This window comes from Rathayibacter sp. AY1C6, from assembly GCF_002931535.1.
GTDB lineage: Bacteria > Actinomycetota > Actinomycetes > Actinomycetales > Microbacteriaceae > Rathayibacter.
Map to the genome: position 1 here is coordinate 1 of NZ_PSWC01000031.1, position 24,738 is coordinate 24,738.

Here is a 24,738-nt window from a genome sequence, read left to right on the forward strand (position 1 = left end):
GGGGTTCGGGGGTCCAGGGGAGGCATGCACAGGAGACACGCGAGGTCCCTGTTCGTGACGCGGAGGCGCGGAATGCGTCCGGGGTGGCGCAGTGATCGGTGTCGGACCGGCGCGACCGGCAGGGGCTGTGCCATCGTCGGGAGAGGGCGGAGTCCCCGCCGATCCGGAACCGACACCCAGGAGACGACCGCATGGCGCACGCCGCGCTGATCATCCACAGCGCACGGAAGGTCGACGCGGCCGGGACGGTGGAGGACCACTGGCTCCTCGCGCGGGACGGCGCGATCACGGCGACCGGCACCGGCACCGGCTGGCAGGCGCAGGCGGAGGGGGCGCAGCTGCACGACGCGCGGGGCCTCACCGCTGTCCCGGGCTTCATCGACCTCCATGTGCACGGAGGGGGCGGTCACGGCTTCGACGGAGGAGCGGAGACGATCCGCGCGGGCCTCGCGCTGCACCGCTCCCGCGGCACCACGCGCTCGCTGGTCAGCCTGGTGTCGGCACCGCTGGAGCAGCTGGAGGCCTCTCTGGACGCGGTCTCGGCTCTCGCGGCCGCCGACCCGCTCGTGCTCGGCGCGCACCTGGAGGGCCCGTTCCTTGCGCCCTCGCGCAGGGGAGCGCACGACCCCGCGGCTCTCGTGCACCCCTCCTCCGGCGCGGTCGGCCGGCTGCTGGACGCCGCCCGCGGACGCCTCGCGCAGATCACGCTCGCGCCCGAGCTGCCGGGAGCCCTCGCCGCGGTGGAGCGGCTCGCCGGCGCCGGCACGGTGGTCGCGGTGGGCCACACCGAGGCGGACGCCGACCAGGCGCGGGCCGCGTTCGACCGCGGAGCCCGGCTGGTCACGCACGCGTTCAACGCCATGCCCGGGATCGGCCACCGCTCCCCGGGCCCGATCCCGGTGGCCCTGGGAGACGAGCGGGTCGCGCTCGAGCTGATCCTCGACGGCCGGCACGTGGACGTCGAGGTGGTGCGGCTCGCGTTCGCGGCGGCTCCCGGGCGGATCGCGCTCGTCACCGACGCGATGGCGGCGGCCGGGGCGGGCGACGGAACGCACCGCCTCGGCCCGGTCGACGTCGAGGTGCTCGGCGGAGTCGCCCGGCTCGCGGGCACCGCTGTGCTCGCCGGATCCACGCTCACGCAGGAGGAGGCCCTGCGGCGGGCCGTCGGGCCCGGCCGGCTCGGGCTGGAGGCGTCCGTCGCCGCCCTCACCGCCGTTCCCGCCCGCGTGCTCGGCCGTGGCGACCTCGGCCTGCTGGCCCCCGGGTACCGCGCCGACGTCGTCCTGCTCGACGCATCGCTCCGCGTGCAGCGGGTCTGGGCCGAGGGGCGCCCGTTCCCCGACTCCGCGGCCGGCGCGACGCGACCCCGGGTCAGGGCGTCGGCGTGACGGTCCAGGTCCCCTCGGTCTGGACGGCCATGACGCCGGGCAGGTCGGCCTCGAACACCTCGGAGAAGGCGACGGAGTCGCCGAACAGCTGCGGCTGATCGGAGGTCGTGAACACGCGGCCGGAGAACGAGTCGTCCGGACCCGCGGGCGTGTAGTCGACCGTCACGCGCGGGACGTCGTCGGAGAAGAACAGGACGGCCGGGCCGGTGCCGGACTGCGCACCGCTCACCGTCGCGAGGTCGTTCCAGCTCTGCAGGCCGAGCGTCCACGGCCCGTCGGCTCGGACGATCACCTGCTGCTCGACGGGGTCGTCTCGGAAGATCCCGGTCAGGAACGACCCCGTCATCGGGGCGGCGGCCTCGCCGAAGGGCGTCATCCGGCCCGCGGCGGTGACGATCGCCGTGCCGGTGCAGGCCGAGCAGTCCAGGCTCAGGACGACCGCGAACTCGCCCTGCCGCTGGAACGACACGTCGGCCGGGCCGGTGCCCGAGACGGTGGCGGGGACTCCCTCGCCGACCGGCCCGGCGTCGACGACGGTGCCGACCGGCTCGGCGGTCGCCGGAGCGGAGGGGGTCGGGCTCGGAGTGATCAGGTCGGTGACGGCGGGTCTCGGCGTCCGCGAGGCGGGCGCGGACGCCGTGGCGCCCGCCTCGGCCCCGCCGCCGGCGGTGCACCCGCCCAGCAGCAGGAGCCCCGCCGCTGCCGTCGTCGCCACTGCCGCTGTCGTCCCCCGAGCCCTCATGCGTCCAGACTGCCAGGGCTGGTCCGGATCGTCGTCCCCGGAGGGAGTCAGAGGAGCAGGGCGCCGAGGCCCGCGGCGGCGAGGACGACGATCCACGGGGGCACGGTCCAGCGCGTCAGCGCCACGAAGGCGCCGATCGCGAGCGCCAGAGCGCCGGTCGAGCCGATGCCCTCGGTCAGCACCGGGTCGTAGAGGGCGCCGCCGAGCAGTCCCACCACGCCGGCGTTCACGCCGGCCAGCGCCCTCTGCGCGACCGGCAGGTGCCGCAGCCGCTGCCAGAACGGGAGCACGCCGACCACGAGCAGAGCGCCCGGCAGGAAGATCGCGACCAGCGCGATCGCCGCCCCCGCGACGCCGTCCGGCGTCCCCGCGCCCACCGCGCCGAGGAACGCGGAGAAGGTGAAGAGCGGGCCCGGCACCGCCTGCGCCGCGCCGTAGCCGGCCAGGAACTCGCTCTGCCCGACCGTGCCGGCGCCGACCGTCTGCGCCTCCAGCAGAGGCAGCACGACGTGGCCGCCCCCGAACACCAGAGCGCCCGCGCGGTAGAAGACGGAGGCGAGACCCGCCGCTCCCTCGCCGGTGAGCGCGGCGAGCAGGGGGAGGCCGGCCAGGAGGAGCCCCCAGAGGGCGAGGGCCGAGACCGCGAGCGCCGTCGGGATCCGGACCGCGAAGCCCGGGCCCTCGTCCGGAGCCGCCTCCTCGCCGCGCAGCCACAGGACGCCGGCCAGGCCCGCCGCCGCGATCACCGCCACCTGCAGCGCGGGCTCCGGGGCGAGGAGGACGGCGACAGCCGCTGCGCCGGCGATCGTCGCGCGGCGGCGGTCCGGTGCGAGCGAGCGCGCCATCCCGAGCACGGCCTGCGCGACGACCGCGGCCGCCGCCGCCTGGAGGCCCAGGAGCCAGCCGGCGGAGGCGACATCGCCCGCACCGGCGACGAGACCGGCGACGAGGACCAGGGCGATCGCCGAGGGGAGCGTGAATCCGCACCACGCGGCGACCAGTCCGGCGAGCCCCGCGCGCTGCAGGCCGACCGCCATCCCGACCTGGCTGGACGCGGGTCCGGGGAGGAACTGGCACAGCGCGACGAGGTCGGCGTACGCGCGATCGGTCAGCCAGCCGCGGCGCACCACGAACTCCTCGCGGAAGTAGCCGAGGTGCGCGATCGGCCCGCCGAACGAGGTCAGCCCGAGGCGGAGGAACACGAGGAGCACGGGGAGGGCGCCGCCCCGCTGCAGCCGACCCGTCTCCGACACGGGGGCATCCTGCCAGACGGCGGTGTCCGGCGCGCGTCGTGTCACCGGAAAAGGGACGATAAGCGGCTGGATAAGCGATTCCTCGCCCATTCTCCTCCGGTTGATAAAGCGGTGGGTAGAAATACTGAACCCCTTCTCATCCCCTCTGTTAGCCTGATCCGGCTTCCCTTTCCTTCTCGAGGAGAAGGTGATCCGCATCAGTAGCGCGAGCACTGCCGCTCGTTCACTGAACGCCTTCTCCTCCTCTTTCGATCGGTGTACCCGGAACGGTGACGATCGGAAAGGCTCTCTCTTCCGTGACTCCTCAGGACACTGCCGTCGGCGACTCCGCCGACTCCTCCCGCACCGGCTCCCGGTCGGGCGTCAAGGCCCTCTCCGCTCTCTCCCGCCGCACGATCCTCGCCGGATCCGTCGCCGGCGCGGGCGCGATCGCGTTCGCGACGCCGGCCCTCGCGGCCGGCGACCTCACCGCGGTGCCCCGACTGCCCGGCGAGGTCTCGCGCCTGTCCACCGCCACGTCGAAGACGGGCGGGAAGCGCTACGAGATCATCGACGTCGTCGTCGCGGGGGACCGGGCGCGCCTGTTCGTGCCGCACGCGACGCCTCCGTCGCAGACCAGGGGCGCATCGATGCTCTGGTACTACCACGCCCGCAACGGCACCCACACGGCGCTCTCGAGCGCGTTCGCCTACTCCGCCGACCTCGCCGTGGACCGCGGCATCGTCAGCATCTGCCCGACCTACGGCGGCAGCATCTGGTCGAGCCCGCGGGCGATCGAGATCCAGGCCGCTGTCGCCGCCTGGGCCTCGTCGGTGTGGCGGATCGACGCGAGCCTCCTGCGCTCCGACTCCGGAGGCGGGCCGCTCCTGGCCTGGGCCTACGGGAAGCGGATGGTGCCGAACATCCGGGGCGCGTACCTCTGCAGCAGCTCCTACGACATGGAGGAGCGCGCGGCGAGCGAGCCGGACAAGATCGGCCCCGAGTACGCGGATGCGGCGGCGATCGCCGCCACCAACCCGGCGCGGCTGCCCGCGTCGGTGTGGCGCGGCGCCCGGCTGAGGATCACCGGATCTCCCGACGACGTCATGGTGCCGCTCGCCCTGCACGGCGCCGCCCTGCACGCCGCTGCCCTGCCCCTGGCGAAGGAGGCGACGCTGCGCACCCACCCGGGGGAGGGCACCGACGGCCACAAGGTCCCGAGCTTCACCAACAAGGAGATGATCGACACCTTCCAGCGCTGGATCGCCGAGGGCCCCGTGCCGCAGACGGAGCCCGTGCCCGAGACGCCGCCCGTGTCCACGCTGCCCGGCGCGGGCACCTACGAGAACGGCGCCGCGCAGATCGTCACCACCGGCACCTGGACGACGCTGAAGGCCACCGCGGACAGCGGCGGGAGCATCGCCTACTCGACCAGCTCCGGCGCCTCCGCGACGCTCGCCTTCACCGGCACGAGCATCGCCTGGATCAGCCGACTCACGTCGTCCTCCGGGATCAACGACGTCGAGCTCGACGGCGTGAAGGTCGCCTCCGTCGACCGCTACAGCGCGTCCGCCCGCTCGAAGCAGACGGTGTGGAGCAGCGGACAGCTCGCGGCCGGGCCGCACACGCTGACGATCCGCCGGGGGAGCAGCCGCAATCCGGCCTCGACCGGCAGCAATCTGCTGCTCGACTCCTTCGTGGTCGGCGACGCGACGCCTCCGCCGGCGACGACCCTGCCCGGAGCGGGCACCTACGAGAACGGCGCCGCCCCGATCGTCACGACCGGCACGTGGTCGACGCTGAAGGCGAACACGGACAGCGGCGGCAGCATCGCCTACTCGACCACCGCGGGCGCCTCCGCCACCCTCGCCTTCACGGGTACCAGCGTGAGCTGGATCAGCCGCCTCACCGGCTCGTCCGGCATCAACGACGTCGAGCTCGACGGAGTCACGGTCGCGTCCGTCGACCGCTACAGCGCCGCGACGCGGTCGAAGCAGACGGTCTGGAGCAGCGGACAGCTCGCGGCCGGGCCGCACACGGTGACCATCCGCCGCGGAAGCGGCCGCAATCCCTCCTCGAGCGGCACCAACCTGATCCTCGACGCGTTCGTGGTCGGCGACGCCGCTCCGGTCCCCACGGTCACCGTGCCCACGCCGATCGCGGAGTGGTCCTTCGCCGAGAGCGCCGCCCCCTTCGCCTCGGCCGTCGCGGGCGCTCCGGCGCTCCGGCAGGGTGCGGGCTCCTCCGCCCGCGCCGTCGCCACGCCGTTCGGCACCGGAGTCGCCCTCAACGGGACGACGGACCACCTGGTCGTCCCCAAGGGCGAGGTCGGCCCGCTCAACCTGGGCGCCTCGACCGGCCAGGTGACGATCGCGGTGTGGGTGCTCAACTCCGACGCGGACGGCGCCTGCATCGCGGGCGTCTGGGAGGAGTCGACGGTCGGGCCGCTGCGCTCCTACGCGCTGTTCAACAACCTCCCCGAGTACGGCGGCTGGGAGCGAGTGTGCATGCACGTCTCGAAGCTCGGCGGGCCGACGCCCGGCTACCCGTACTCGCGCGACTACTCGGTGGAGCCCCGCCGGATCACGCGCGGCGTGTGGCAGCTGCACGTCGGGACGTACGACGGCGCAGTCGCGGTCTCGTACCTCGACGGCGCCGCCACCGCGTACCCGGTGTACACCGACAAGCTCGGCGCGACCTACGCCAAGAACCCCTACGTCTACCCCGACGGCCTCAACGCGGCTCCGGGCGACTTCGTGGTCGGAGCGGTCGGCCGGGACGGCACGATGATCAACCGCTTCGCCGGCTCCCTCGCCCGACTGCGGGTGTGGGACCGGGCGCTGACCGCGGAGCAGGTGAAGCAGCTCTACTCGGCCGAGAAGGGCGCTCTCGGCTGACGACACGAGGGCGGTGACACGAGTCCGAGAAGCGGATGATCCGCTTCTCGGACAAGGCCGTGTGAGCGATAGCGGGCGTCCCTCTTTCGAGGGTGGTGTTATCGGTTGAATACAGATCGGCGGGCGTCCGCTTCACGGCTGCTCCACCGTCCTCCGCCGCCTGTATCCGCTGCGCGGAATTCCGTACTCAGGCGGACGTGCGTTCCCGGAGGGCCGTACGGCGGGGGATCATCGCCCGGCGGCCGCGCAGCCCTGTCCCGGATCTCGGAGTGCGGCCCTGCGCCAGATGCGCACCGGCGCGACCACCTCCCAGCCGAGGGTGAGGTAGAGGGCGCGGCCGTCCGTGCTGGCGACGAGGAGACCGTTCCGTGCGCCCTCGGACCGGGCCCAGGCGGTGAGGGCGTCGACGACCCGCCGTCCCAGCCCGCGTCGGCGGAACCGCGCATCGGTCTCGATCCGGTCCAGGACCGCGACCGTCCCGTGCACGGCGGCGGTGCCCTGAGCGGCGACGACTCCGTCGACCAGCAGCCGGACGCTCGCCACTCCGTCGGCGGCCTCGAGCACGGCTCCCTCGAGCACGGCTCCCTCGAGCACGGCTCCCTCGAGCAGGGCACCCTCGGCGGTGCGGCCCGGGCCGAGGAGCGCCGCCATCAGGCTCTCGTCGCCCGCGACGAGCTCCAGCCCGGCGGCGGGTGCGAGGCGGGCGTCGTCGCCCCGGCCGATGACCGTCAGCCACTCCTGGGGCCCGGCCATCCGCTCGGCGCCCGCCTGCAGCGCGGAGGGCGACGGATCGACCAGGATCCGCTCCCGCGTGCGCGACTCCGCTCCGACATCGACCAGCCATGCCCCGTCCTCGCGGACGCGCTGCACGCCGCGTGCCCGGCACCAGCCCTCGACCCAGTCGTCCACCCGCTCCGTCGTCGTGATCACGCCCCGAGAGTAGCCGCGACCGGACGGGCGCGATCGTGGGAAGCGGGTTCTCCCGGCGGTGGCCGTCGATCCCCAGCAGGACCGCCCTCGCCCGGATCGCACCCCGCGCACCGCGATCCGCCGGGTCCTCCCGTTGTCAACCTCAGTGCCACGGCGCCGTCCCCGGCCCTACCGTCGGCGCGAGACATCCGCTGCACCGCCGGGACCCTGACGGCCGTGCCGAGAGTGAGGGGCCGATCCGATGCCCAGGCAGGACGGCGACCCGCGGAGCACCACCCGAGTGCTGCGCGAGCTGGTCGCCGCGTTCGAGGATCCGGGGGCCGTGCACCCGGCGCTGGCGCGGCAGGTGCGGAGCGCCGCCCGCGAGCTGCTCGGCGCGTCGGAGCGGGAACCGCTGCGCCTGCGCGTGCGGATGCCGACCCTGATGGTCCCGCGCTCGGTCGTGGACGAGGTGCCCGATCCGCCCCCGGTGCCGCCCGCCGCGCTCTGACCCGACGGCGCTCGTACACTCGGACGATGCGACACGGCATCGTCATCCTCCCGCAGGACCCGTGGGCCGAGGCCCGCCGGAAGTGGCAGTCGGCCGAGGGCCTGGGCTTCGACCACGCGTGGACCTACGACCACCTCTCCTGGCGCTCCCTCGCCGACCAGCCGTGGCACGCGACCGTCCCCACCCTCACCGCTGCTGCGATGGTGACCGAGACGCTCCGCCTGGGCACGTTCGTGGCCTCCCCGAACTTCCGCCACCCGGTGCCGTTCGCGAAGGAGATCGCGACGCTGGACGAGATCTCGGGCGGTCGGACGATCCTCGGGGTCGGCTCGGGCGGCACGGGCTTCGACGCGCGCGTGCTCGGGCAGCCCGACTACTCGCCCCGGCAGCGGCACGAGCGCTTCACCGAGTTCGTCACGGCCCTCGACGCGCTGCTGCGCTTCGAGGAGCCCGGCTCGAGCGGCGTGGACCTCGAGGGGGAGTGGTTCACCGCCCGCTCGGCGCGCATGGTGGGCGAGCCCGTGCAGAGCCCCCGCGTCCCGTTCGTCCTCGCCGCGAACGGGCCGAAGGGCCTCGCGCTCGTCGCCGATCGCGGGCAGGGCTGGGTCACCACCGGCCCGGAGGGAGTGTCGAGCGAGGAGTGGTGGCGGGCGGTCGCGTCCCTCTCCCGGCGGCTCGACGCGGCGCTCGAGGCGGCCGGGCGCGACCCGCGCACCGTCGAGCGCCACCTCTCGCTCGACTCCGGGAGCGACTACTCCCTCGAGAGCGTCGCCCGGTTCGAGGACATGGCCGGCCGGGCGGAGGAGCTCGGCTTCACGGACGTGATCGCGCACCGGCCGCGGCGCGACGGCGTCTACGCGGGCGACGACGAGGTCCTCTACGAGGTCGCCTCGCGATTCTGACCGGGCCTCGGGGGCTCCGGAGCGGTCCTCAGACCGCGCGGGCGCTCCCGCGGTCGACGAGACGCGCGGGCAGGAGGCGGATCGACGGCTCCTCGCCGCGGGACGGTTGCTCGATCCGCTCGACGAGCGTGTCGACCAGGTGCGCGCCGAGCTCGGCGGCACCCGTCTCGACGTAGCTGTAGGGGAGCGAGAAGTCGCGGGCGAACTCGGCCGAGTACAGGCTCACGACGGACAGCTGCCCGGGCACGGCGACAGCGCGTCGGCCCAGGATCGCGGGAAGCATCGCGATGGTCCGGTCGCTGTGGACGACCAGCGCCGTGAGACCGGGGTTGTCGTCGAGGAACGCCGTGACCATCGGCTCGACGGCGTCGGCGGCGGTGGCGGCCGGGCGCAGCACCAGCTCGATCCCGAGCCGACCGGCGGTCTCGAGAGCCGACTCGCGGAACCGGAGCCCGTAGGTCCCTCCGCGGTCGAAGACGCGCTCAGGAGGGGTGACGAGACCGATGCTCCGATGCCCGAGGGCGCCCAGGTGCTCGATCAGCAGGCGGGCCGCGTCGCCGAAGTCGAGGTCGAAGACGTCCACCCCGGAGGCGTCCGCGGGCACGCCGAGGGCGGCACCGGGCCGCCGCGAGGCGCGCAGGACGGGCAGCCGGTCGTCGTCGTCCGCGACGCTCAGGAGGATCAGTCCGTCGACCTGGCCGGAGCGCGTGAGCCGGCGGACGGCAGCCGCCCCGTCGGCCTCGGTGGCCAGCAGCACGTCGTAGCCGAGCTCGCGGGCGCGGGCCGTGATGGGGAGGACGTACTCGACCATCGCGGGCGCGAACTCGTCCGGGTCGAAGTGGACGAGCAGGCCCAGCGCCATGGTGCGGCGCGTCGCGAGCGCCCGTGCTCCGGCGTTGACCGTGAAGTCGAGCTCGGCGATCGCGTCCTCGATGCGCTTGCGCGTCTCGGGGGAGATGCTGCGCTTGCCGGAGAGGACGTACGACACCGTGCTGCGAGAGACCCCTGCCGCTTTCGCGACGTCTCCGATCGTGGCCATCTCCACCCCCGCTCGAACCGTGTCGAGAGTGGCAGTGCGGCGCGGCGCACGCAACTCGGGCGCCGCGTCCCCGGAGCGAGGACCGGACGCTGCGGCTCCGGCGCTCTGCTCGTCCACGGCGCGCTCGTCCCCGTCGGGGAACGTCCGGTCCCGACGACACGCCGACGCGGCCGGGCGCACGAGGTGCCCGGCCGCGTCAGGGCGTTCTGGACGGATCAGCCGCAGCGCGCCGCACCGTAGGCCGGTGCCGTGGATCCGCTCGCCGCAGCGCCGTCGACCGTCCCCGCGATCCGCACGTCGAGAGCGCCGGCTCCGACGCTCGCAGCGCGGGTGCTGAAGGCGGCTGAGACCGTCTTGCCGGGAGCGACCCCGGTGAAGGTCTTCGTGCCCCAGGCCGAGCCGATCGTGACGTCAGCGGCGACCGCGCTGGTGTTGGTCGCCGTCCCCGTGATCGTGACCTTCCCCGCGGTGCAGCGCGAGGCCGCCGTGCCGCTCACCGTCAGGCCCGTGGTCCGCCCGACGAAGGGCGTGACAGAGATCCTGTCGATGTTGGGCGCGTACTGCGAGGTGAGCAGGACGCCGGGGAAGGTGTCGGAGAGGTAGGTCTTCCCGTCGAAGCCCGGGAGCTCCTTCGAGGTGATCGCGATGGTGTTCGAGCCCTTCCTGAGCGTGACCGGCACGCTCAGGTCCCACAGCTGGTTCTGGTGGAACGTGTGCGGGAAGAGCACGCGCTGCGTCACTCCGTTGACCGTGATGTCCGCGTGGCGGGCGAGCGGGTCGGGGTTGTAGTGCGTCGCGGGGGACTGCTCCTCGTTGGAGTAGCGCAGCGTGAGCGCGTACGTCCCGTCCTGCTCGGCCTTCACGTCGCCGAAGGTCAGGGTCGAGTCGCCGTCGCGTCCGCCCCCGATGTTCCCGACGGCCTTGCCGCCCGACGCGAAGGACAGGTCGCGGACCGTGGCGGGGCCGGTGATCGTGGCCGCCTCCGCCTCATAGCTCGTCGTCGCGGGCGGGTTCGCGCTCGCTCCGATGACGATCCGATCGACGAGGAGCGTGCCGCTCGTGCCGACGACCTCGATCTTGTTCACGCCGCCCGAGAGGAAGACCTGACGGGTCGAGCTCGCGCCCACCGGCCCGACCTTCACATCGTTCACGTAGAGGTCGCCGGTGCCGCCGCCCAGTGTGTCCACGGTCACGGAGGACGGCGCGTCCTTCGCGGAGTAGCCCCAGACGGTGGTGGAGGCGCCGCTGGTGAGCTTCGCCGTGCCCGAGCCGGAGACGCCGGCGCGGGAGTAGTCGGCCGTCGCTCCGTTGTCGAGCGTGCCGGTCTCGGCCTCGTGGATCGAGGTCGCGGCGGCCGCGCTGGGGAGGGAGAGCTCGATCTTGTCGACGATCGCGTCGCCCACGGTCGACTTCGTGCCGGCGAGGTTCTTCGCGGCGAGCGAGATCGTGTGGGTGCCGGCGGTCAGCTTCACCTTGGTGTCCGCGTGGTCCCAGACCACGAACTTGTAGGCCAGCGGAAGGAGGATCTCCTGCTCCGCAGCGCCGTCGACGCTCAGGAACGCGTTGATCGGACCCTGCTGGGCGTTGGCGGCGTAGGTGTTGAGGGAGTTGGCGAAGACGCTGAGGTCGTACTCGCCGTCCTTCGGGACGGTGACCGCGAAGTCGAGCTTCAGGTCACCGCCGGTGCGGATCCCGCCCACGTTGCGTCCGCCCGAGGTGTAGAAGCCGCCGACGTTGGTCGGCGAGCCCTCGGGTCCGTTCAGGTTCCGCGATCCGGTGTAGCGGGCGTCCTCGGCCTCGTACTTCTGGCGGAAGTCGACGGGCGAGGCGGACGGCGACGACGCGTTGGCGCCCGGGGTCAGGACGACCTCGTAGGCGGAGTCGACGTCGAGCGCGGGGAGGGATCCTCCGAAGTCGAGCGAGAGGGCGCCGTCCACGACGGACGCGTCGAACTCCTTGACCGTCTGCGGGGCTCCCGAGTCGCCGACCTGGCCGGTCCAGCGGATCTCGCTGACCTCCACGTGGACCTTCGAGCCGAAGGTGGCGGCCGGGATGCGCTCGAACGCGACCTTCTGCGAGCCGCCGACGCCTCCGAAGAGGGCTCTCGCCTGCTTGGCCGCGGTGTCGAGGGTCGCGACGCCCTGGAGGGTGTAGCTCTGGCCGGGCTTGGGCGGCGTGACCGCGACGGTGTCGCCGGTCATCGAGGCGTAGGCGTTGAGGAGCCACCATTGGCCGTTGGCGCGGTTGGCCTGCACCGCGGAGTCGGAGAGGTTGCCGTCGATGTTCCAGTAGGCGATGTCGCCGTCGACCTTCTTGTCCTCGAGCGCGCTGATCCACTGGACCATCTGGCCGGGCACGGAGGTGTGGTAGTTGAAGGCGTACTCGTTGAGGTTCACCGGCAGGTGCTTCCCGGCGTAGGACGTGCCCGCGTACAGCTCGTCCTCCCAGGCCCGGAAGCGGTCGACGTTGGTGCGGATCTCACCCGGGGCGCTCAGCTCGTGCCAGGTCATCACGTCGGGGACGGTGTCCTGCTCGAGCGTGTGGGTCATGAACCCGCGGACCTGGTCGTAGAGGACGCTGGTGTTCGGTCCGGCGATGCGGGCGTCGGGCATCCTGTCGCGGATCAGCGCGTAGGTGCTGTCCCAGGCCGCGAAGAACGCGGTCGGGTCCTCCAGCCAGCTCTTCCCGTCGTAGCTCCACTTCCCGTTGCCGAACATGTTGCCCTCGGGCTCGTTGAACGGCACGAACACGATGTTGTCCTGGTACTCCTCGGGGAGCGCGAGCACCTGGTCGACCTGCGTGGCGATCTTCGCCTGGTAGTCGGCCAGCTTCTCCTGGGGAGTGCTGCCCGGCCACTCGTAGGGGAAGCCGCGGTAGATGTCCGTCATGTAGATGTAGGTGTCGCCGTCCGAGGTGTCGGCGACGGCCTTAGCGACGCTCAGCGCGTCCGCGCCCGGATGCTGCGGCCCGTCCTGCGCCTTGGTCGAGACCGTGCGCAGGTCGATCCCCTCGAGGAGGTTGTCGGAGGGGAGGCCCTCGCCGTAGACCCCGTAGAGGGTGCCGGACGCGCCGCCCATGAACTCCCCGGTGCTCGCGCCGAGGTCGATGGTCATCTCGTCGAGTGCGCGCACCGTGACGGTCGCCGTGACCGCGGTGCCGAGGCCGGTGACGGTGCCCTTCACGGTGAAGGTGCCGCGCTTCGCGTACGCGGAGGCGGGGACGCTCTCCCAGGTGACCGGGGCGTCGCGGTTCACGCCGTCGGAGTAGGTGGCGGGGACCCCCGGCAGGGCCGGCGCGACGCCGATGCCGGTGGTGACCGCGACGCTCGTCGAGAGAACGCCGGTGACGGCCGGCGCGGCGTCGCCCGCCAGACCCCGGACCTGAGCGGCGGTCAGAGCCCGGTTGTAGACGCGGAAGTCGTCGATCGCTCCGTCGAAGTAGGGGTGCACGTTCCAGAGCGCCCGGCCGATGTTGCCGCTCTTGGAGGCGGAGGCGGAGTAGAGCTGCTTCGCGAGGTCGACGGAGGCGGGAGCCGTCGCGACCTGCAGACCGTTGAGGTACAGGGTCACGGTCGTGCCGTCCATCGTCGCGGTGACGTTGACCCACTGGTCCTTCTGCAGCGGCGAGGAGCTGGAGACTCCGGTCTCGCCGCCGTCCTTCAGCTGCTTGATGATCGCGCGGGCGCTGCCGCCGTCGAACGACGGAGCGAAGGCCGACGCGGCGTCGGGGCTGATGCCCAGGCACCACAGCCACTGGAAGCCTCCGGTGCCGGACCACTTCGTCCAGGCGGAGACGGTGGTCTGCGTCACGCCCTGGAAGAGCCCGTTCGGCACGGTCAGGTACGGCGCGGAGGTCGAGTCCGCCGCGCCCCCGGGAAGGTCGATCGCGGTCGTACCGGCCTTCCGACCCGCGACGTACGTCGCTCTCGCGCTGTTGACGACGGTGCCGTCGAGCTTCTTCGACGAGAGGTCGGCGACCGTGGATCCGGACACCTGCCCCTGCTCGAAGTCGTACTGGAGGATGAGCGCGTCGGCGGGGACGGAGGTGTCGGCCGCGGAGGCGGACTCGGCGCTCGGGAGAGCGACGGCGAGGGCGGCGAGTGTCGCGGCACTCAGCGCGAGGGCGAGGGAGCGGGTGCCGCGCCTCGGGGAGGACATCGTTGTCACGCTGGTCACTTTCTGTGGGGACAGCCGGCCGGACGACGGCGGGCGTCGGTCCGGGGTCGGAGCAACAGTGCTTCGAACCGGTTCGACAAAACTAGGTTCCGCGCCTGCGACACGCAAGAGGACCTGAGAAGTTCCTCGTCCGGCTCGCAGGTGACGGCAGTCGCTCCGGGGTCTCGCCGGGACCCGTCAGCCCGCCGGAGCGGCCGTCGCCGCGACGCTCGACGGTGAGCGGACGGGTCCGAGGGGGGCGCGCATCGCCGGGGGAGTGCTGCTGATCGGGATGCTCGCCGGATGCACGGCGGGTCCCTCCGCTCCCGTCGACGACCGGATCATCGTCGCCGCGGAGACCGGCGACCGGCACGCAGGAGGACGTCCTGGACGCGGTCGAGGGGAGCCGCCCGGACTGGCTGAGCCCCGACGGCGTCCTCCCGCGGTGACCCGCGGGACCGCGGCGGCCTGTGCCGCGTGCGGGAGGATGAGGGCATGACGCTCCCTCCGCCGACGCTCCTCTCCCCGCCGCTCCAGGACCGGCTGGCCCGGTGGTTCGACGAGGAGGCGCCGCCGGCCCCCTCGGTGAGCTGGGCCCTGTTCGACCGCAGCGGGCTCCTCGTCCACCACGGCCGCGGCGAGCACCGCCTCGACGGGGCCGCTCCCGGGCCCGGGACCGTGCACCGCATCGCCTCCATGTCGAAGAGCTTCGAGGCGGCGGCGGTGCTGATCCTGCGCGACCGCGGGCTGCTCCGCCTCGACGACCGCGTCGCCGACCACGTGCCGGAGTTCACCGACCCGCTCGACTCCGCGGGCCGACCGCTGCCCGTGACGGTCAGGATGCTCCTCAGCAACTGCTCGGGTCTCCCGGAGGACAACGGCTGGGCCGACGACGTCATGGCTCTGACGCGGGAGGAGTTCCTCGAGGTCGTCGGCCGCGGGCTGACCTTCACGGAGCGGCCGGGTGAGGTCTACCAGTACTCGAACATCGGCTTCTGGCTGCTCGGCGTGCTCGTCGAGAACGTGACCGGGGAGGACTTCCCGTCCTTCGCGACGCGGACGATCCTCGAGCCGCTCGGCCTCCACGACACCCGCTACGACACCCGCTACGACAGCGGCGACTACCCTGACGGCACCGACCTCGCGGCCGGCTTCAGCACCTTCGACGACGGAGCGACCTGGGTGCCCCGCCCCGTGACCGGCACCGGAGCGGGCGCCTGCGCCGCGAGCATGTTCAGCACGGTCGGCGACATCGCCCGCTGGAGCGGCTGGCTCTCCTCCGCGTTCGAGGGCGAGGACGGCGCGGACGACGACCCGGTGCTGAGCCGCGCGTCCCGCCGCGAGATGCAGCGCGGCTGGACGCCGGTCCCCGCGCTGAGCCCTCGCGTCGTCGAGAGCACGCTCGACGGCTCCGCGTACGGGTTCGGCCTCGTCGTCGAGCACGACGTCCGCTTCGGCGGGATCGCCCACCACTCCGGCGGCCTGCCGGGCTGGTCGTCGAACATGCGGTGGCATCTGGAGTCGGGCCTGGGGGCCGTGGTCTTCGCGACCGCGAACGGGGCGAAGCTCGCCGCCGCCGCGACGGGACTGCTCCGCGCCGCCCTCGAGGACGCCGCTCCGCCGGCGCGCACCATCACCCTCCTCCCGTCGACCCTCGCCGCGGCCGCCGCCGTCGAGGCCGCGATCGTCGCGGGAGACCTCACCCGGGCGGGGGAGCCGGGCAGCGGCGCCCTGTTCAGCCCCAACCTGCTGAGCGATGTGCCGGCCGACGTGCGCGCCCGCCGCCTCGCCATGGCGATCGCGGAGATCGGCGGTCTCGCCGAGGACGCGACCGCGAGGCCGCTGGTGGAGCGGCTGCTCTGGAGCGCCTCCGCGGCGCAGGCGGCCTTCCTCCTGCCGGGCCGCGACGGAGAGCTCGAGTGCCGGCTCGAGACCACGCCGACCGTCCCGGCCCTGATCCAGCGCCTCGAGATCGTCGTGCGCGAGGCTCCGACCGCCGCCCTCCCGGTCGTGCGCTTCTACCGCCCTCGGGCCGGCTAGCGGTCGAAGACGAGGCGCGGACGCGGCGGACCTCGACGCTCCCGCACCGAGAACGGCGGGCGGCCCGCGAGGGACCGCCCGCCGTCACGCTCCCGCGGTCAGCGGATCGTCGTGCTCGCCGTGTCCGCGTTGCTGCGGATGGACGGGTCGGGCGTCTTCGTCGAGAACGCCGCCGCCAGCGCGGTCGCCGTGCCCGAGACGGCCGCCCTCACCGTGATCTTCTCCGACACGGTCCGCCCGTCCGCCAGGCCGGCCCGGTGGAACACCACGACGTTCCCGACCCTGGTGTACGAGCCTGTCGCCGAGACGAACTGCACACCCGCGGGCAGGACGACCTGCGAGAAGACCGACCCAGACGCAGCCGGACCGGCGTTCGTCGTGATGAGGGTGTAGGTGAGCGTCCTCCCCTTCACCGCCGAGGCCGGCCCGGAGAGGTCGACGCGCAGATCGGCCTTCGTCGCGACCTGCTTCGGCGAGACCGTCAGCGTGCTCGTCGCCCGAGCCGTGCCCGCCGAGTTCGCGGCCTGGATGCTGAAGGTGGTGGTCCCGGCCGTGGTCGGCGTCCCGGAGAGGCGCCCGGTCGCGTCGAGGGTGAGTCCGGCGGGCAGTGCGCCGGAGACCAGGGAGACCGACGGAGCGGGCGTGCCGCTCACCGCGTAGCGGAAGTCGTAGGCCGAGCCGACGACGCCGGCCGCGACCGTCCCGGAGAGGGTCGGCGCGACCGTCGGCGACGAGACGGTGACGGTGCTGGTGGTCTCCGCGGAGGCGGTGCCGGCGCGGGCCGCCAGCGTGAACGTGAAGGTGCCCGGCGCGGACGGAGTCCCGGTCAGGCGCCCGGCCGGAGTCAGGGTGAGGCCGGACGGGAGCGCACCGGAGGAGACGGCCACCGACGGCGCGGGGAAGCCGGAGACGGTGTAGCCGAAGTCGTAGGGGGTGCCGACGACGCCCGGCCCGGGGGTGCCGGAGATCGCCGGTGCAGCGGCGGCGGGGGAGACGACGACGGTGCTGGTGGTCTCCGCGCTCCCCGCAGCGCTCGAGGCCCGCAGGGTGAAGGTGGAGCGTCCGGCGGTCGTCGGCGTCCCGGTCAGGCCGCCACGATCATCGAGGCTCAGGCCGGCGGGGAGCGTTCCGGAGACGAGCGAGACCGTCGGCGCCGGTGTGCCCGTCACGCTGTAGTCGAAGTCGTACGGGGTGCCCACCGTCGCGGCGGGCGGGTCGCCGGCCAGGGTCGGCGCGACCGTCGTCTCCGCCACGGCGAACGTGTGCGGGGCCCCGACGGTGGCGCCGAAGGGGTTCCGCGCGGAGACGGCGAAGGTGGACGTGCCCGCGGTCGTCGGCGTGCCGGAGAGGACCCCGGACGCGCTGAGGGACAGGCCGTCGGGGAGGGAGCCGGAGGCGACCGCGAACGAGGCGGGGCGGTCGGCCGCGAAGGTGTACGAGGCGGCCGCTCCGAGCGGCCCGGACGCGGGAGGAGCATCCGCCGTCAGGACCGGACGCGGGCCCCGGGCGAGCACGTGATCGGGTCCGGCTGCGAGAGCCGTCGTGCCGGCGAGGCCGGCGGGGAACTGCAACTGCCCGGCCGAGCTCCGGCCCCAGCCGACGATCGTGCCGTCGCCCTTCAGCGCGAGGCTGTAGTCGGACGCGGCGGCGATCGCCACGACCCCGGACAGGCCTTCCGGCACCGTGGTCTGGCCGTAGTCGACGACGACCGAGTCGGAGCTCGCGCCCCAGGCGACGACGGTGCCGTCCTCCTTCAGCGCGAGGCTGTGGGTCTCTCCCGCCGCGACGGCCACCACGCCCTCGAGCCCCGCGGGGACGTCGGTCTGCCCGTAGAGGTCCCAGCCCCAGGCGATCACCCTCCCGCCGGACACGGCGAGGCTGTGGCGCTGGCCCGCGGCGATGGCCGTGACGCCTCCGAGGCCGGCCGGGACCAGGCCCTCGCCCAGCCCGTTGCTGCCCCACGACGTGACGGTGCCGTCGTTGCCGAGCGCGAGGCTGTTGTCGCGGGAGGACGAGATCGCGACGATCCCGGTCAGCGCGGCACTCCTCGAGACCTGCCCGTCGCCGTCGTAGCCCCAGGAGACGACGGTCCCGTCGCTCTTCAGCGCATGGCTGCTGTAGTCGCCGGCGGAGACCGCGACGACCCCCGTGAGACCGTCGGGGACGCTGGTCTGCCCGTACGACCCGCGGCCCCAGGCGACGACCCCGCCGTCGCCGTTCGCGGCGAGGCTGTGGGTCCGGCCCGCGGCGAGGGAGAGGACGCCCTCGACCCCGGCCGGGACCGTGGTCTTCCCGTCGGTGCTGCTTCCCCAGGCCGCCACCCCGAGGACCGGGGCGGACGGAGCGGCGACCGCCGCGAGAGGAACGGCGGTGCCGACGAGGAGCGCGACGGCCGCGATCAGCCCGAGCAGACCCCGCCGGAGCCGCCGCGCCGCTCCTGGATCCCGCGGCTGCGACGTGCCGTCCTCGACGGCGGGCGGACGAGGGACGGTGCTGGAGCGCATGTGCTGCCTTCGATCGGGACGGCCCTCATCGGCCGTCCTCGAACCGTGGCACGGCCGTCCCGCCGCTGACAATGTCCTCTAGCGGCCCTGTCCGGAAGAGGGCGCCGCGGAACTCCGCGGAGGGGACGTAGGCCCGGTCTCACTGCGGCCGAGCGCTCCCGCCGCGGGCCCGTGACGGTCAGCGCATCCCGAGGGACGCCGTCGCGTCCTGACCGCTCAGCGGGGTCGGAACGGGGACCCCGACCCTCCCGCGTACGGAGCGTCCGCCTGGTCGAAGTCCCAGCGGCCCGCGGTGGACGGGCGGACGACGGGGGTCTTCGTCGGGGTCGGCGTCGCCGACGGCGCCGGCGCGGCGGCCAGCCCGGCGTGCCAGCGGAAGATCGCATCGATGCCGTCCTGGTTCACCCACGACGGTGCGTTGTGGCCGAGCGCGTGCGTCCGGACGGTCGCCTCCCTGGCCGTGGCCGTCGCCTTCTTCACGAGGGCGAGCCCGTGCAGTGCCGGCGGCACGCTCGGGTCCGGGTGGGCCGTGTCGGACACCACCGCGCGGATGTTCGCGCCGGCCCAGGCGGAGGCGGGCAGCCGCTTCGGGTTGTGGGAGTCGATCTGAGCGGTGCTGCCGCCGAAGGCACCGCCGATCGAGAAGCGGCCCCGCGTCGTGCGGTCGTGGGTGTCGCGGAGGTCGTAGACGCCGTTGACCAGGTAGACGCCGTTGATGCCGGGGAAGACCCGCGCGCCGTAGTCCTCGCACGCGAGCGCGCCGCCGGCCGACATCGCCCAGAGGTAGCTGGCGGCGATCGGGAACTGGCCGGAGAGGTAGGCGTAGCCGTTCCGCTGGTGCTTCTGCGCGGTGTCGTTGGTCCAGATCGTTCCGCCGAGCGTCTGGCAGATCGCGATGGCGCCCCGCTCGACGGCGAGCTCGGCCGGGTACGCGAAGACGCTGGACAGCGAGGTGTGGTCGGCCTGCGCGGAGTGGATGAACCAGATCACCGGTACCGCCGCGGCCTGCCGCGGCTTCACCGTCTGCGGCACGAAGATCCGCGCGAGGTCGCCCGCGATCGAGACCGTGAGGACGTCGTAGAGCACGCCGCGGTTCTTCGTCCTCACGTTGATCGTGCGGGTCCTCTCCCCGGGCAGGCCAGGCACGGGTGAGGCGGAGGCGGAGGCGGCCGGGAGCGTCGCCGCGCCCAGAGCGAGAGCACCCGTGAGGGCGCCGCCGATGACGGCGCGCCGCCGAAGGCCGGGAGTTCGAGAGGGGGGTACTGCTGAATCGTCGGGGGACACGGGGGCTCCTCGTGCAGGGACCGCGAACCGACGAGGTCGGCGGAGCGGTCCGGGTCGGCGGGGGGGTGTGCCTGCAACGCTAGCCGGAGGACCGGCCGGACGACCCGTCGATGCGCGCCAGTCGCGAGACGGCGGAGGGACGACGCCGCAGGGGCGGAACGATCCACGGCTCGGCGACCGCATCGGCGGCGGATCGAGGCGCTCCGGAAGCGAAGGAGAGGCCCGTTCCTGATCGCCCGCCCCACCGGTTCCGACCCTTTCGCTCCGTTCGGGAGCACTTCCCCGCACCGGTCTGGCCCCCCGGTGTGAAAGCTCCCAGGTTCCTCGCGCTCGTCGGCGGACCGGTGCCAGCGTGAAGGGACCGAGAAGCAGAAGGAGAAACGACCACGACTCTTCGACGAACTCTTGCCACCCTCGCCCTCACGGGCGCCATCGCCTCCGTCGGCGTCGTCGCTGTCGCGACGCCCGCCTCCGCGGCCGAGGTCGCGAACGGACAGTACGTGAGCGCCGGGAACTACGCGTGCGGAGCCCAGGAGGTGGCCACCGGCGCCACCCTCGGACCCGAGGGCGTCCTGCGCCAGCGCGCTCTCGTCTTCCGCAACTGCGGGTCGAGCACGGTCGAGCGCAAGGCCGACATCATCGCCGACTTCGACGGCAGCTGCTACTCCGTGGCGCCGGGCAAGGCCCGAGTCCTCGACGCGCTGTTCGTGGCGGCGGGACGTAACACCTACCGCGCGTCCAAGGCCTGCTGAGGTCGCGTGCTCCGCCGGAGGGGCGGGTCGGGGACATCCCCGGCCCGCCCCTCCGGCTGTCCGGAACGACCACGCCGTCCGAGCCGTCCTCCCGCCGACCCGCCCGCGGATCACTCCAGCACCGGCCCCAGCTCCGCCAGGATCTCCGCGACCCGGGCCCGCGCCCGTGCACCGAGCCCGCGGACCGGACGCGGGAGGCAGCGCGCCTCGGCGAGACCGAGCTGCTCCGCCATCGCCGCGACCACGCGGTAGCTGCCGCCGTGCTCCGCGAAGAGGTCCCAGACGGGCTGCAGGCGTGCCGATCCCGCGATCGCCGCCGCCTCATCGCCCGACTGCGCCGCCCGGGCGATCGACAGCGCCGTCCGCGGGAAGATGCCGCCGATCACCGAGTACCAGGCGTCGCAGCCGCCGAGCAGCCCGCGCGCACCCGCGGCGTCCCCCGAGACCCCGACAGTGACCCCCTCCGGCACCCGCGCCCGGATCTCGCTGACGCGCGCCGCCGCGGCGCCCGGTCCCTCCGGCACGCCGGGGATCTTGAGGGAGGCGACCTGCGGCAGCCGGGCGACGGCCCCGTAGAGGTCGTCGGAGAAGGAGAAGCGCGTCGTCCCGGGGTTGTCGTACACGACGAGCGGCACCGAGAGCTGAGCCGTCACGTCCTCGTAGAGCCCCAGCACGTCCTCGTCCGTCAGCGGCTGGTAGCCGAGCGGCGCCAGGAGCACCGCGCTCGCTCCGGCGCTCTGCGCGTCCTCGGCGAGCGCCAGCACCTGCGAGGTGCGCAGCGCCCCGATCCCGACCACGACCGGCACCGGGCCGGCGCTGCGGACGGCGATCTCGGCGGCGCGCCGGCGCTCGCCGCGGTCCAGGTACGGAGCCGAGCCGGTCGAGCCCAGGGCGCCGATCGAGTCGACTCCCGCCCGCGCGAGCCGCTCGACGAGAGCGGCGAACGACCGCTCGTCGATGCTGTCGTCGCGGAGCGGTGTGAGGGGGAAGGCGCTGAGTCCGGTGAGCACGTCGGTCCGTTCGCTGGGGGCGGGAGGGGCCCGGCCAGTCTCCCCGGCGGCAGGGGCCCGGTCGAGGCCAGAACCGCCGGGAGCCGGGGGACCAGCCGTCACTCCGCGTCGAGCACCACTCGGGAGTGGAGTCCGAGCCGGTCGAGGAACGCCTCGTCGTGGCTGACGACGACCAGGCCGCCCCGCCAGGCGGCGAGAACGTCGACGAGGTGGTCGGTCGTGGCGAGATCGAGGTCGTTCGTCGGCTCGTCCAGCACGAGCAGCTGCGGAGCGGGCTGCGCCAGCACGAGCCCGGCGAGCGCGACGCGGAACCGCTCGCCGCCCGAGAGCGACGCGATCCTCCGATCGACCACGTCGCCGCGCACCAGGAGCCGCGCGAGGGCGTTCCGCAGCTCGACCGCCGGACGATCCGGCGCGGCCCGGGAGACGTGCTCCCGCACGGTGGCCTCCTCGTCGAGGAGTCCCTCGCGGCGCTGGGGGAGCCAGCCGACCCGCTCCGTCAGCGCTCGGGCCGTGGTGCCGGCGAGCGGATGCTCCCGCGCACCCGGCGCCCCGACGAGGTGCTCGAGCAGGGTCGTCTTCCCCGTCCCGTTCGCGCCGACCACGGCGATCCGCTCCGGCCCCTGGAGCACCGTCGTCCGGCCGCGCACCGTCACCTCCGCCAGACGGCGCCCGGCCGCGACCCCGGGGTCCGGCAGGTCGAGGCGGACCCGGTCGTCGTCCCGGACTGCTCGCGACGCTGCGTCGACCTGCTCGCGCGCCCGCGCCTCCGCGGCCCCGTGCCCGGAGCGCAGCCGTCCCGCGGTCGCCTCGGCTCGTCCTCTCCGCGCGTTCGCGAGGATCGCGGGCATCGACTCCGCCGATCGCGCCCCCGCCCGCGCCCGGCGGGCGATGGTCGTCTCGGCCTCGATGCGCTGCCGCCGCTCGGCGCGGAGAAGCCGGTCGGCGTCGCGCAGATCGCGCTCCGCGGCCGCCTGCTCGAGGGCGAGCCGCTCCTCGAACGCCGAGAACGTCCCGCCCGAGGTGCGGACCGCCCCGTCGCGCAGCTCCGCGATCTCGTCGACGTGCTCGAGCAGCTCCCGGTCGTGGCTGACGAGCACGAGCGTCCCGCGCCACCGGTCGACCAGGTCGAGCAGAAGCCCTCGGGAGCGCCGGTCGAGGTCGTTCGTCGGCTCGTCGAGCACGGCGATCGGCCGGCCGCGCAGCCGGACGCCGGTCACGGCCGTGAGGACGGCCTGCCCTCCGGAGAGGGTCGCGACCGGCCGCAGCAGGTCCGCCTCCTCCAGGTCGAGACCGGCGTCGCCGAGTGCGGCGAGCGCCCGGGCCTCGAGGTCCCAGTCGTCCGCGAGCACCTCGAAGTGCCTCGGATCCGCGTCGCCGCGGAGGATCGCGTGCAGAGCGTCCAGGCGATGCCGGATCCCGAGGAGATCGGCGACGGTGTCGTCAGGCCCTCGCCGGAGGCGCTGGGGCAGCAGGTCGACGGGTCCCGTCGTCGAGACGCTCCCGGCGGTGGGGGAGAGGCCGCCGGTGACGAGGCGGACGAGGGTCGACTTGCCGGCGCCGTTCGCGCCGACGAGACCGGTGCGCCCGCGTCCGAACGCAACGGTGACGCGGTCGAGGACGACGGAGCCGTCGGGCCAGGCGAACGTGCAGTCGTGGAGGACGACGGCGGGCGGGGTGGTGCGGGAAGTGGAGGGCACGGTGCTCCAGTGGTCGGTGTCGGCGCACGACGACCACCGGGCTCCGAGGGAGCAGCGGCTCGCCCCTGAGGGGCGGGCACGGGGGACGTCAGTGCGAGAGCAGCTGCTGCGTCGTGGACGCAGTACCGGTGCTGGGGCGCAAGAGTCCGTCTTCCGTGCGGTGGGCCCCCGTGACCGCGAGCCGCTGGATCGGCCGGTGTGGCGGCCGCACCGACGTCGCGGCTCGCGACGAGGTACCCGACGACCGTACGTGCCCGTCGATACACGCGCAACCGTGACCGACTGCTCGTCCGCGGCCTGCGTCCGTCGGCGCCGTCGCGCGGCTCGCGGCGGACGGCTCTCCACCCACGGCGGGACGGCCGGACCACCCGGGTATGCACGCTGCTGCCCACCGGTCGAGGGGGTCGCCGGCGGGCCCTCCCGTCGCCGGGCCCTCACTACGCTGAGCCCATGGTGACCATTCGCGACGTCGCGGCCGATGCGGGGGTGGCCCGCAGCACGGTGTCCTACGTGCTCTCCGGCAACAAGAAGCTCCCGGAGGCGACCCGCCTGCGCGTGCTCGCGAGCGTCGAGCGGCTCGGCTACCGGCCCGACCCGATGGCGCGGGCCCTGGCGCTGCGGCGCACGAACATCCTCGGCTTCTTCGCCTCCGTCGATCCGGAGTCGCGGCAGACCGACGTCGACGTCTTCATGCGCTTCGTGCGGGCGGCGATGTACGCGGCCCGCGCCCGCGGCTTCGACCTGCTGATGATGGGCACGGGCGAGGGGGAGCTGGCGCGCGACGTCCTCGCCGATGCGCTCGTCGTGATGGACATCCGCCGGGACGACCCCCGGCTGCCGGTCCTCGCGAGCATCGGCCTGCCGACCGCGCTGGTCGGCTACCCGGGCGAGGGCAGCCCGTTCAGCGCGATCGACCTCGACTTCGACGGCGCGGCGCGGGTCGCCGTCGACCACCTCGCCGACCTCGGGCACGTCGAGATCGCGGTCCTCGGGATGGGCCCCGACGCCTACGAGAGCGGCTACGCCTTCGCCCTGCGGTTCCGCGAAGGCTTCCTCGACCAGTGCCGCCTGCGCGGCGTGCGGGGAGCCGTCATCCCCAGCACCGACGACGTCGACGACTGGTTCGAGCAGGCGCAGGAGCAGCTCCCCGGCCTGAGCGCCGTGGTCACGCACGGGCCGGGCGTGCTCGAGCCGTTCCTGCAGCGCCTCAGCGGCCTGGGCCTGCGCGTCCCGGAGGACTGCTCGATCATGACCATCGCTCCGGAGGCGGTGATGCGGCACGCCGACCAGCCGGTCACCGTGGTGGACCTGCCCGGCGACGAGATGGTCTCGCGGGCGGTCGACCTGGTGCTCGACGAGCTCGCCGGCACCGCGACTCCGGGAGTGACGGAGCTGCTGCCCGCGGTGGTCGTGGACCTCGGCACCACCGCGCCCTTCTCGCCGGGCACCAGCCGGGGCGTCGTCCCCTCGTGGCGGCGGGCGCGCGGCTGACGTCGCCGGGTCGTCCGGAGCGTTCCCCGGGCGATCGGTGAACCGGTTCTCCAAAATCTATTGAACCGGTTCTCCGACTCGGTTAGGCTCGCCACGACTTCCGGACGGACCGCCTCAGCGGGCGCCCCCGGAGGGTCTTCCCGGCGCGAGCGCTCCGCTCGTCCCGACCGTATTCAGAGAGGA

General features: G+C 73.9%; 16 protein-coding genes. 7 read left to right on the top strand and 9 right to left on the bottom strand.

Going from position 1 to position 24,738, the window contains the following annotated elements; translation table 11 throughout:
* The first annotated feature begins 191 nt into the window (after positions 1-191).
* Positions 192-1,388, top strand: coding sequence for an N-acetylglucosamine-6-phosphate deacetylase (locus tag C5D36_RS14995; RefSeq protein WP_104296154.1), 1,197 nt, complete (start codon positions 192-194; stop codon positions 1,386-1,388).
* Here C5D36_RS14995 and C5D36_RS15000 read toward each other — a convergent pair.
* Both C5D36_RS15000 and chrA read right to left on the bottom strand, forming a co-directional pair.
* A complete protein-coding gene (locus C5D36_RS15000; protein WP_104296155.1) occupies positions 1,372-2,103 on the bottom strand; it encodes a hypothetical protein in 732 nt (243 codons plus the stop codon). The two genes, C5D36_RS14995 and C5D36_RS15000, sit on opposite strands and share 17 nt — an antisense overlap.
* Before the next feature lie 74 nt (positions 2,104-2,177).
* Positions 2,178-3,383: a chromate efflux transporter gene (gene chrA, locus C5D36_RS15005; RefSeq protein ID WP_258062957.1), complete on the bottom strand. Its 1,206-nt coding sequence runs from the start codon at positions 3,381-3,383 to the stop codon at positions 2,178-2,180.
* 296 nt (positions 3,384-3,679) lie between these two features.
* On the opposite strand from chrA, the gene C5D36_RS15010 reads away from it, so the two are divergent.
* On the top strand, positions 3,680-6,259 hold the full coding sequence (locus C5D36_RS15010) for a LamG-like jellyroll fold domain-containing protein (RefSeq protein ID WP_104296157.1): 2,580 nt from the start codon (positions 3,680-3,682) through the stop codon (positions 6,257-6,259).
* Between the two features lie 228 nt (positions 6,260-6,487).
* Here C5D36_RS15010 and C5D36_RS17055 read toward each other — a convergent pair whose 3' ends face one another.
* Positions 6,488-7,189 carry a GNAT family N-acetyltransferase gene (locus tag C5D36_RS17055; protein ID WP_219812608.1) on the bottom strand — a complete coding sequence of 234 codons (702 nt, stop codon included), beginning with the start codon at positions 7,187-7,189 and terminating at the stop codon, positions 6,488-6,490.
* A 241-nt stretch (positions 7,190-7,430) separates the two neighbouring features.
* Between C5D36_RS17055 and C5D36_RS15020 the strand changes: the two genes are divergently transcribed.
* Together C5D36_RS15020 and C5D36_RS15025 are read left to right on the top strand one after the other, a co-directional pair.
* Positions 7,431-7,679 carry a hypothetical protein gene (locus tag C5D36_RS15020; RefSeq protein WP_146078454.1) on the top strand — a complete coding sequence of 83 codons (249 nt, stop codon included), beginning with the start codon at positions 7,431-7,433 and terminating at the stop codon, positions 7,677-7,679.
* Positions 7,680-7,705: 26 nt separating this feature from the next.
* Positions 7,706-8,581: an LLM class flavin-dependent oxidoreductase gene (locus C5D36_RS15025; RefSeq protein WP_104296158.1), complete on the top strand. Its 876-nt coding sequence runs from the start codon at positions 7,706-7,708 to the stop codon at positions 8,579-8,581.
* 28 nt (positions 8,582-8,609) lie between these two features.
* On the opposite strand, the gene C5D36_RS15030 is transcribed toward C5D36_RS15025, so the two are convergent.
* Both C5D36_RS15030 and C5D36_RS15035 read right to left on the bottom strand, forming a co-directional pair.
* On the bottom strand, positions 8,610-9,620 hold the full coding sequence (locus C5D36_RS15030; RefSeq protein ID WP_104246852.1) for a LacI family DNA-binding transcriptional regulator: 1,011 nt from the start codon (positions 9,618-9,620) through the stop codon (positions 8,610-8,612).
* Between the two features lie 215 nt (positions 9,621-9,835).
* Positions 9,836-13,777, bottom strand: coding sequence for a LamG-like jellyroll fold domain-containing protein (locus C5D36_RS15035; RefSeq protein ID WP_104296159.1), 3,942 nt, complete (start codon positions 13,775-13,777; stop codon positions 9,836-9,838).
* 492 nt (positions 13,778-14,269) lie between these two features.
* Between C5D36_RS15035 and C5D36_RS15040 the strand changes: the two genes are divergently transcribed.
* Positions 14,270-15,814 (top strand): serine hydrolase, encoded by a 1,545-nt coding sequence (locus C5D36_RS15040; protein ID WP_104296160.1) that lies wholly within the window; start codon positions 14,270-14,272, stop codon positions 15,812-15,814.
* A 98-nt stretch (positions 15,815-15,912) separates the two neighbouring features.
* Here the strand turns inward: C5D36_RS15040 and C5D36_RS15045 are convergent, their stop codons facing one another.
* Both C5D36_RS15045 and C5D36_RS15050 read right to left on the bottom strand, forming a co-directional pair.
* On the bottom strand, positions 15,913-18,318 hold the full coding sequence (locus tag C5D36_RS15045) for a putative Ig domain-containing protein (protein WP_104296161.1): 2,406 nt from the start codon (positions 18,316-18,318) through the stop codon (positions 15,913-15,915).
* Between the two features lie 216 nt (positions 18,319-18,534).
* Positions 18,535-19,425: a hypothetical protein gene (locus tag C5D36_RS15050; protein WP_104296162.1), complete on the bottom strand. Its 891-nt coding sequence runs from the start codon at positions 19,423-19,425 to the stop codon at positions 18,535-18,537.
* A gap of 677 nt (positions 19,426-20,102) precedes the next feature.
* On the opposite strand from C5D36_RS15050, the gene C5D36_RS15055 reads away from it, so the two are divergent.
* The gene (locus C5D36_RS15055; RefSeq protein ID WP_104296163.1) at positions 20,103-20,354 is read left to right on the top strand and encodes a hypothetical protein; all 252 of its coding nucleotides are present in this window, start codon (positions 20,103-20,105) and stop codon (positions 20,352-20,354) included.
* A gap of 110 nt (positions 20,355-20,464) precedes the next feature.
* Here C5D36_RS15055 and C5D36_RS15060 read toward each other — a convergent pair whose 3' ends face one another.
* A complete protein-coding gene (locus tag C5D36_RS15060) occupies positions 20,465-21,364 on the bottom strand; it encodes a dihydrodipicolinate synthase family protein (protein WP_104296164.1) in 900 nt (299 codons plus the stop codon).
* 98 nt (positions 21,365-21,462) lie between these two features.
* On the bottom strand, positions 21,463-23,064 hold the full coding sequence (locus C5D36_RS15065) for an ABC-F family ATP-binding cassette domain-containing protein (protein WP_104296165.1): 1,602 nt from the start codon (positions 23,062-23,064) through the stop codon (positions 21,463-21,465).
* 450 nt (positions 23,065-23,514) lie between these two features.
* Here C5D36_RS15065 and C5D36_RS15070 point away from each other — a divergent pair, with 450 nt between their 5' ends.
* Positions 23,515-24,555 carry a LacI family DNA-binding transcriptional regulator gene (locus tag C5D36_RS15070; protein ID WP_104222050.1) on the top strand — a complete coding sequence of 347 codons (1,041 nt, stop codon included), beginning with the start codon at positions 23,515-23,517 and terminating at the stop codon, positions 24,553-24,555.
* Positions 24,556-24,738 lie beyond the last annotated feature (183 nt).

Excerpts from the sequence above, each read along its gene's own strand:
- C5D36_RS14995 (WP_104296154.1), top strand. The coding sequence starts at position 192 with ATGGCGCACGCCGCGCTGATCATCCACAGCGCACGGAAGGTCGACGCG.
- C5D36_RS15020 (WP_146078454.1), top strand. The coding sequence starts at position 7,431 with ATGCCCAGGCAGGACGGCGACCCGCGGAGCACCACCCGAGTGCTGCGC.
- C5D36_RS15025 (WP_104296158.1), top strand. The coding sequence starts at position 7,706 with ATGCGACACGGCATCGTCATCCTCCCGCAGGACCCGTGGGCCGAGGCC.
- C5D36_RS15030 (WP_104246852.1), bottom strand. The coding sequence starts at position 9,620 with ATGGCCACGATCGGAGACGTCGCGAAAGCGGCAGGGGTCTCTCGCAGC.
- C5D36_RS15035 (WP_104296159.1), bottom strand. The coding sequence starts at position 13,777 with ATGTCCTCCCCGAGGCGCGGCACCCGCTCCCTCGCCCTCGCGCTGAGT.
- C5D36_RS15040 (WP_104296160.1), top strand. The coding sequence starts at position 14,270 with ATGACGCTCCCTCCGCCGACGCTCCTCTCCCCGCCGCTCCAGGACCGG.
- C5D36_RS15045 (WP_104296161.1), bottom strand. The coding sequence starts at position 18,318 with ATGCGCTCCAGCACCGTCCCTCGTCCGCCCGCCGTCGAGGACGGCACG.
- C5D36_RS15070 (WP_104222050.1), top strand. The coding sequence starts at position 23,515 with ATGGTGACCATTCGCGACGTCGCGGCCGATGCGGGGGTGGCCCGCAGC.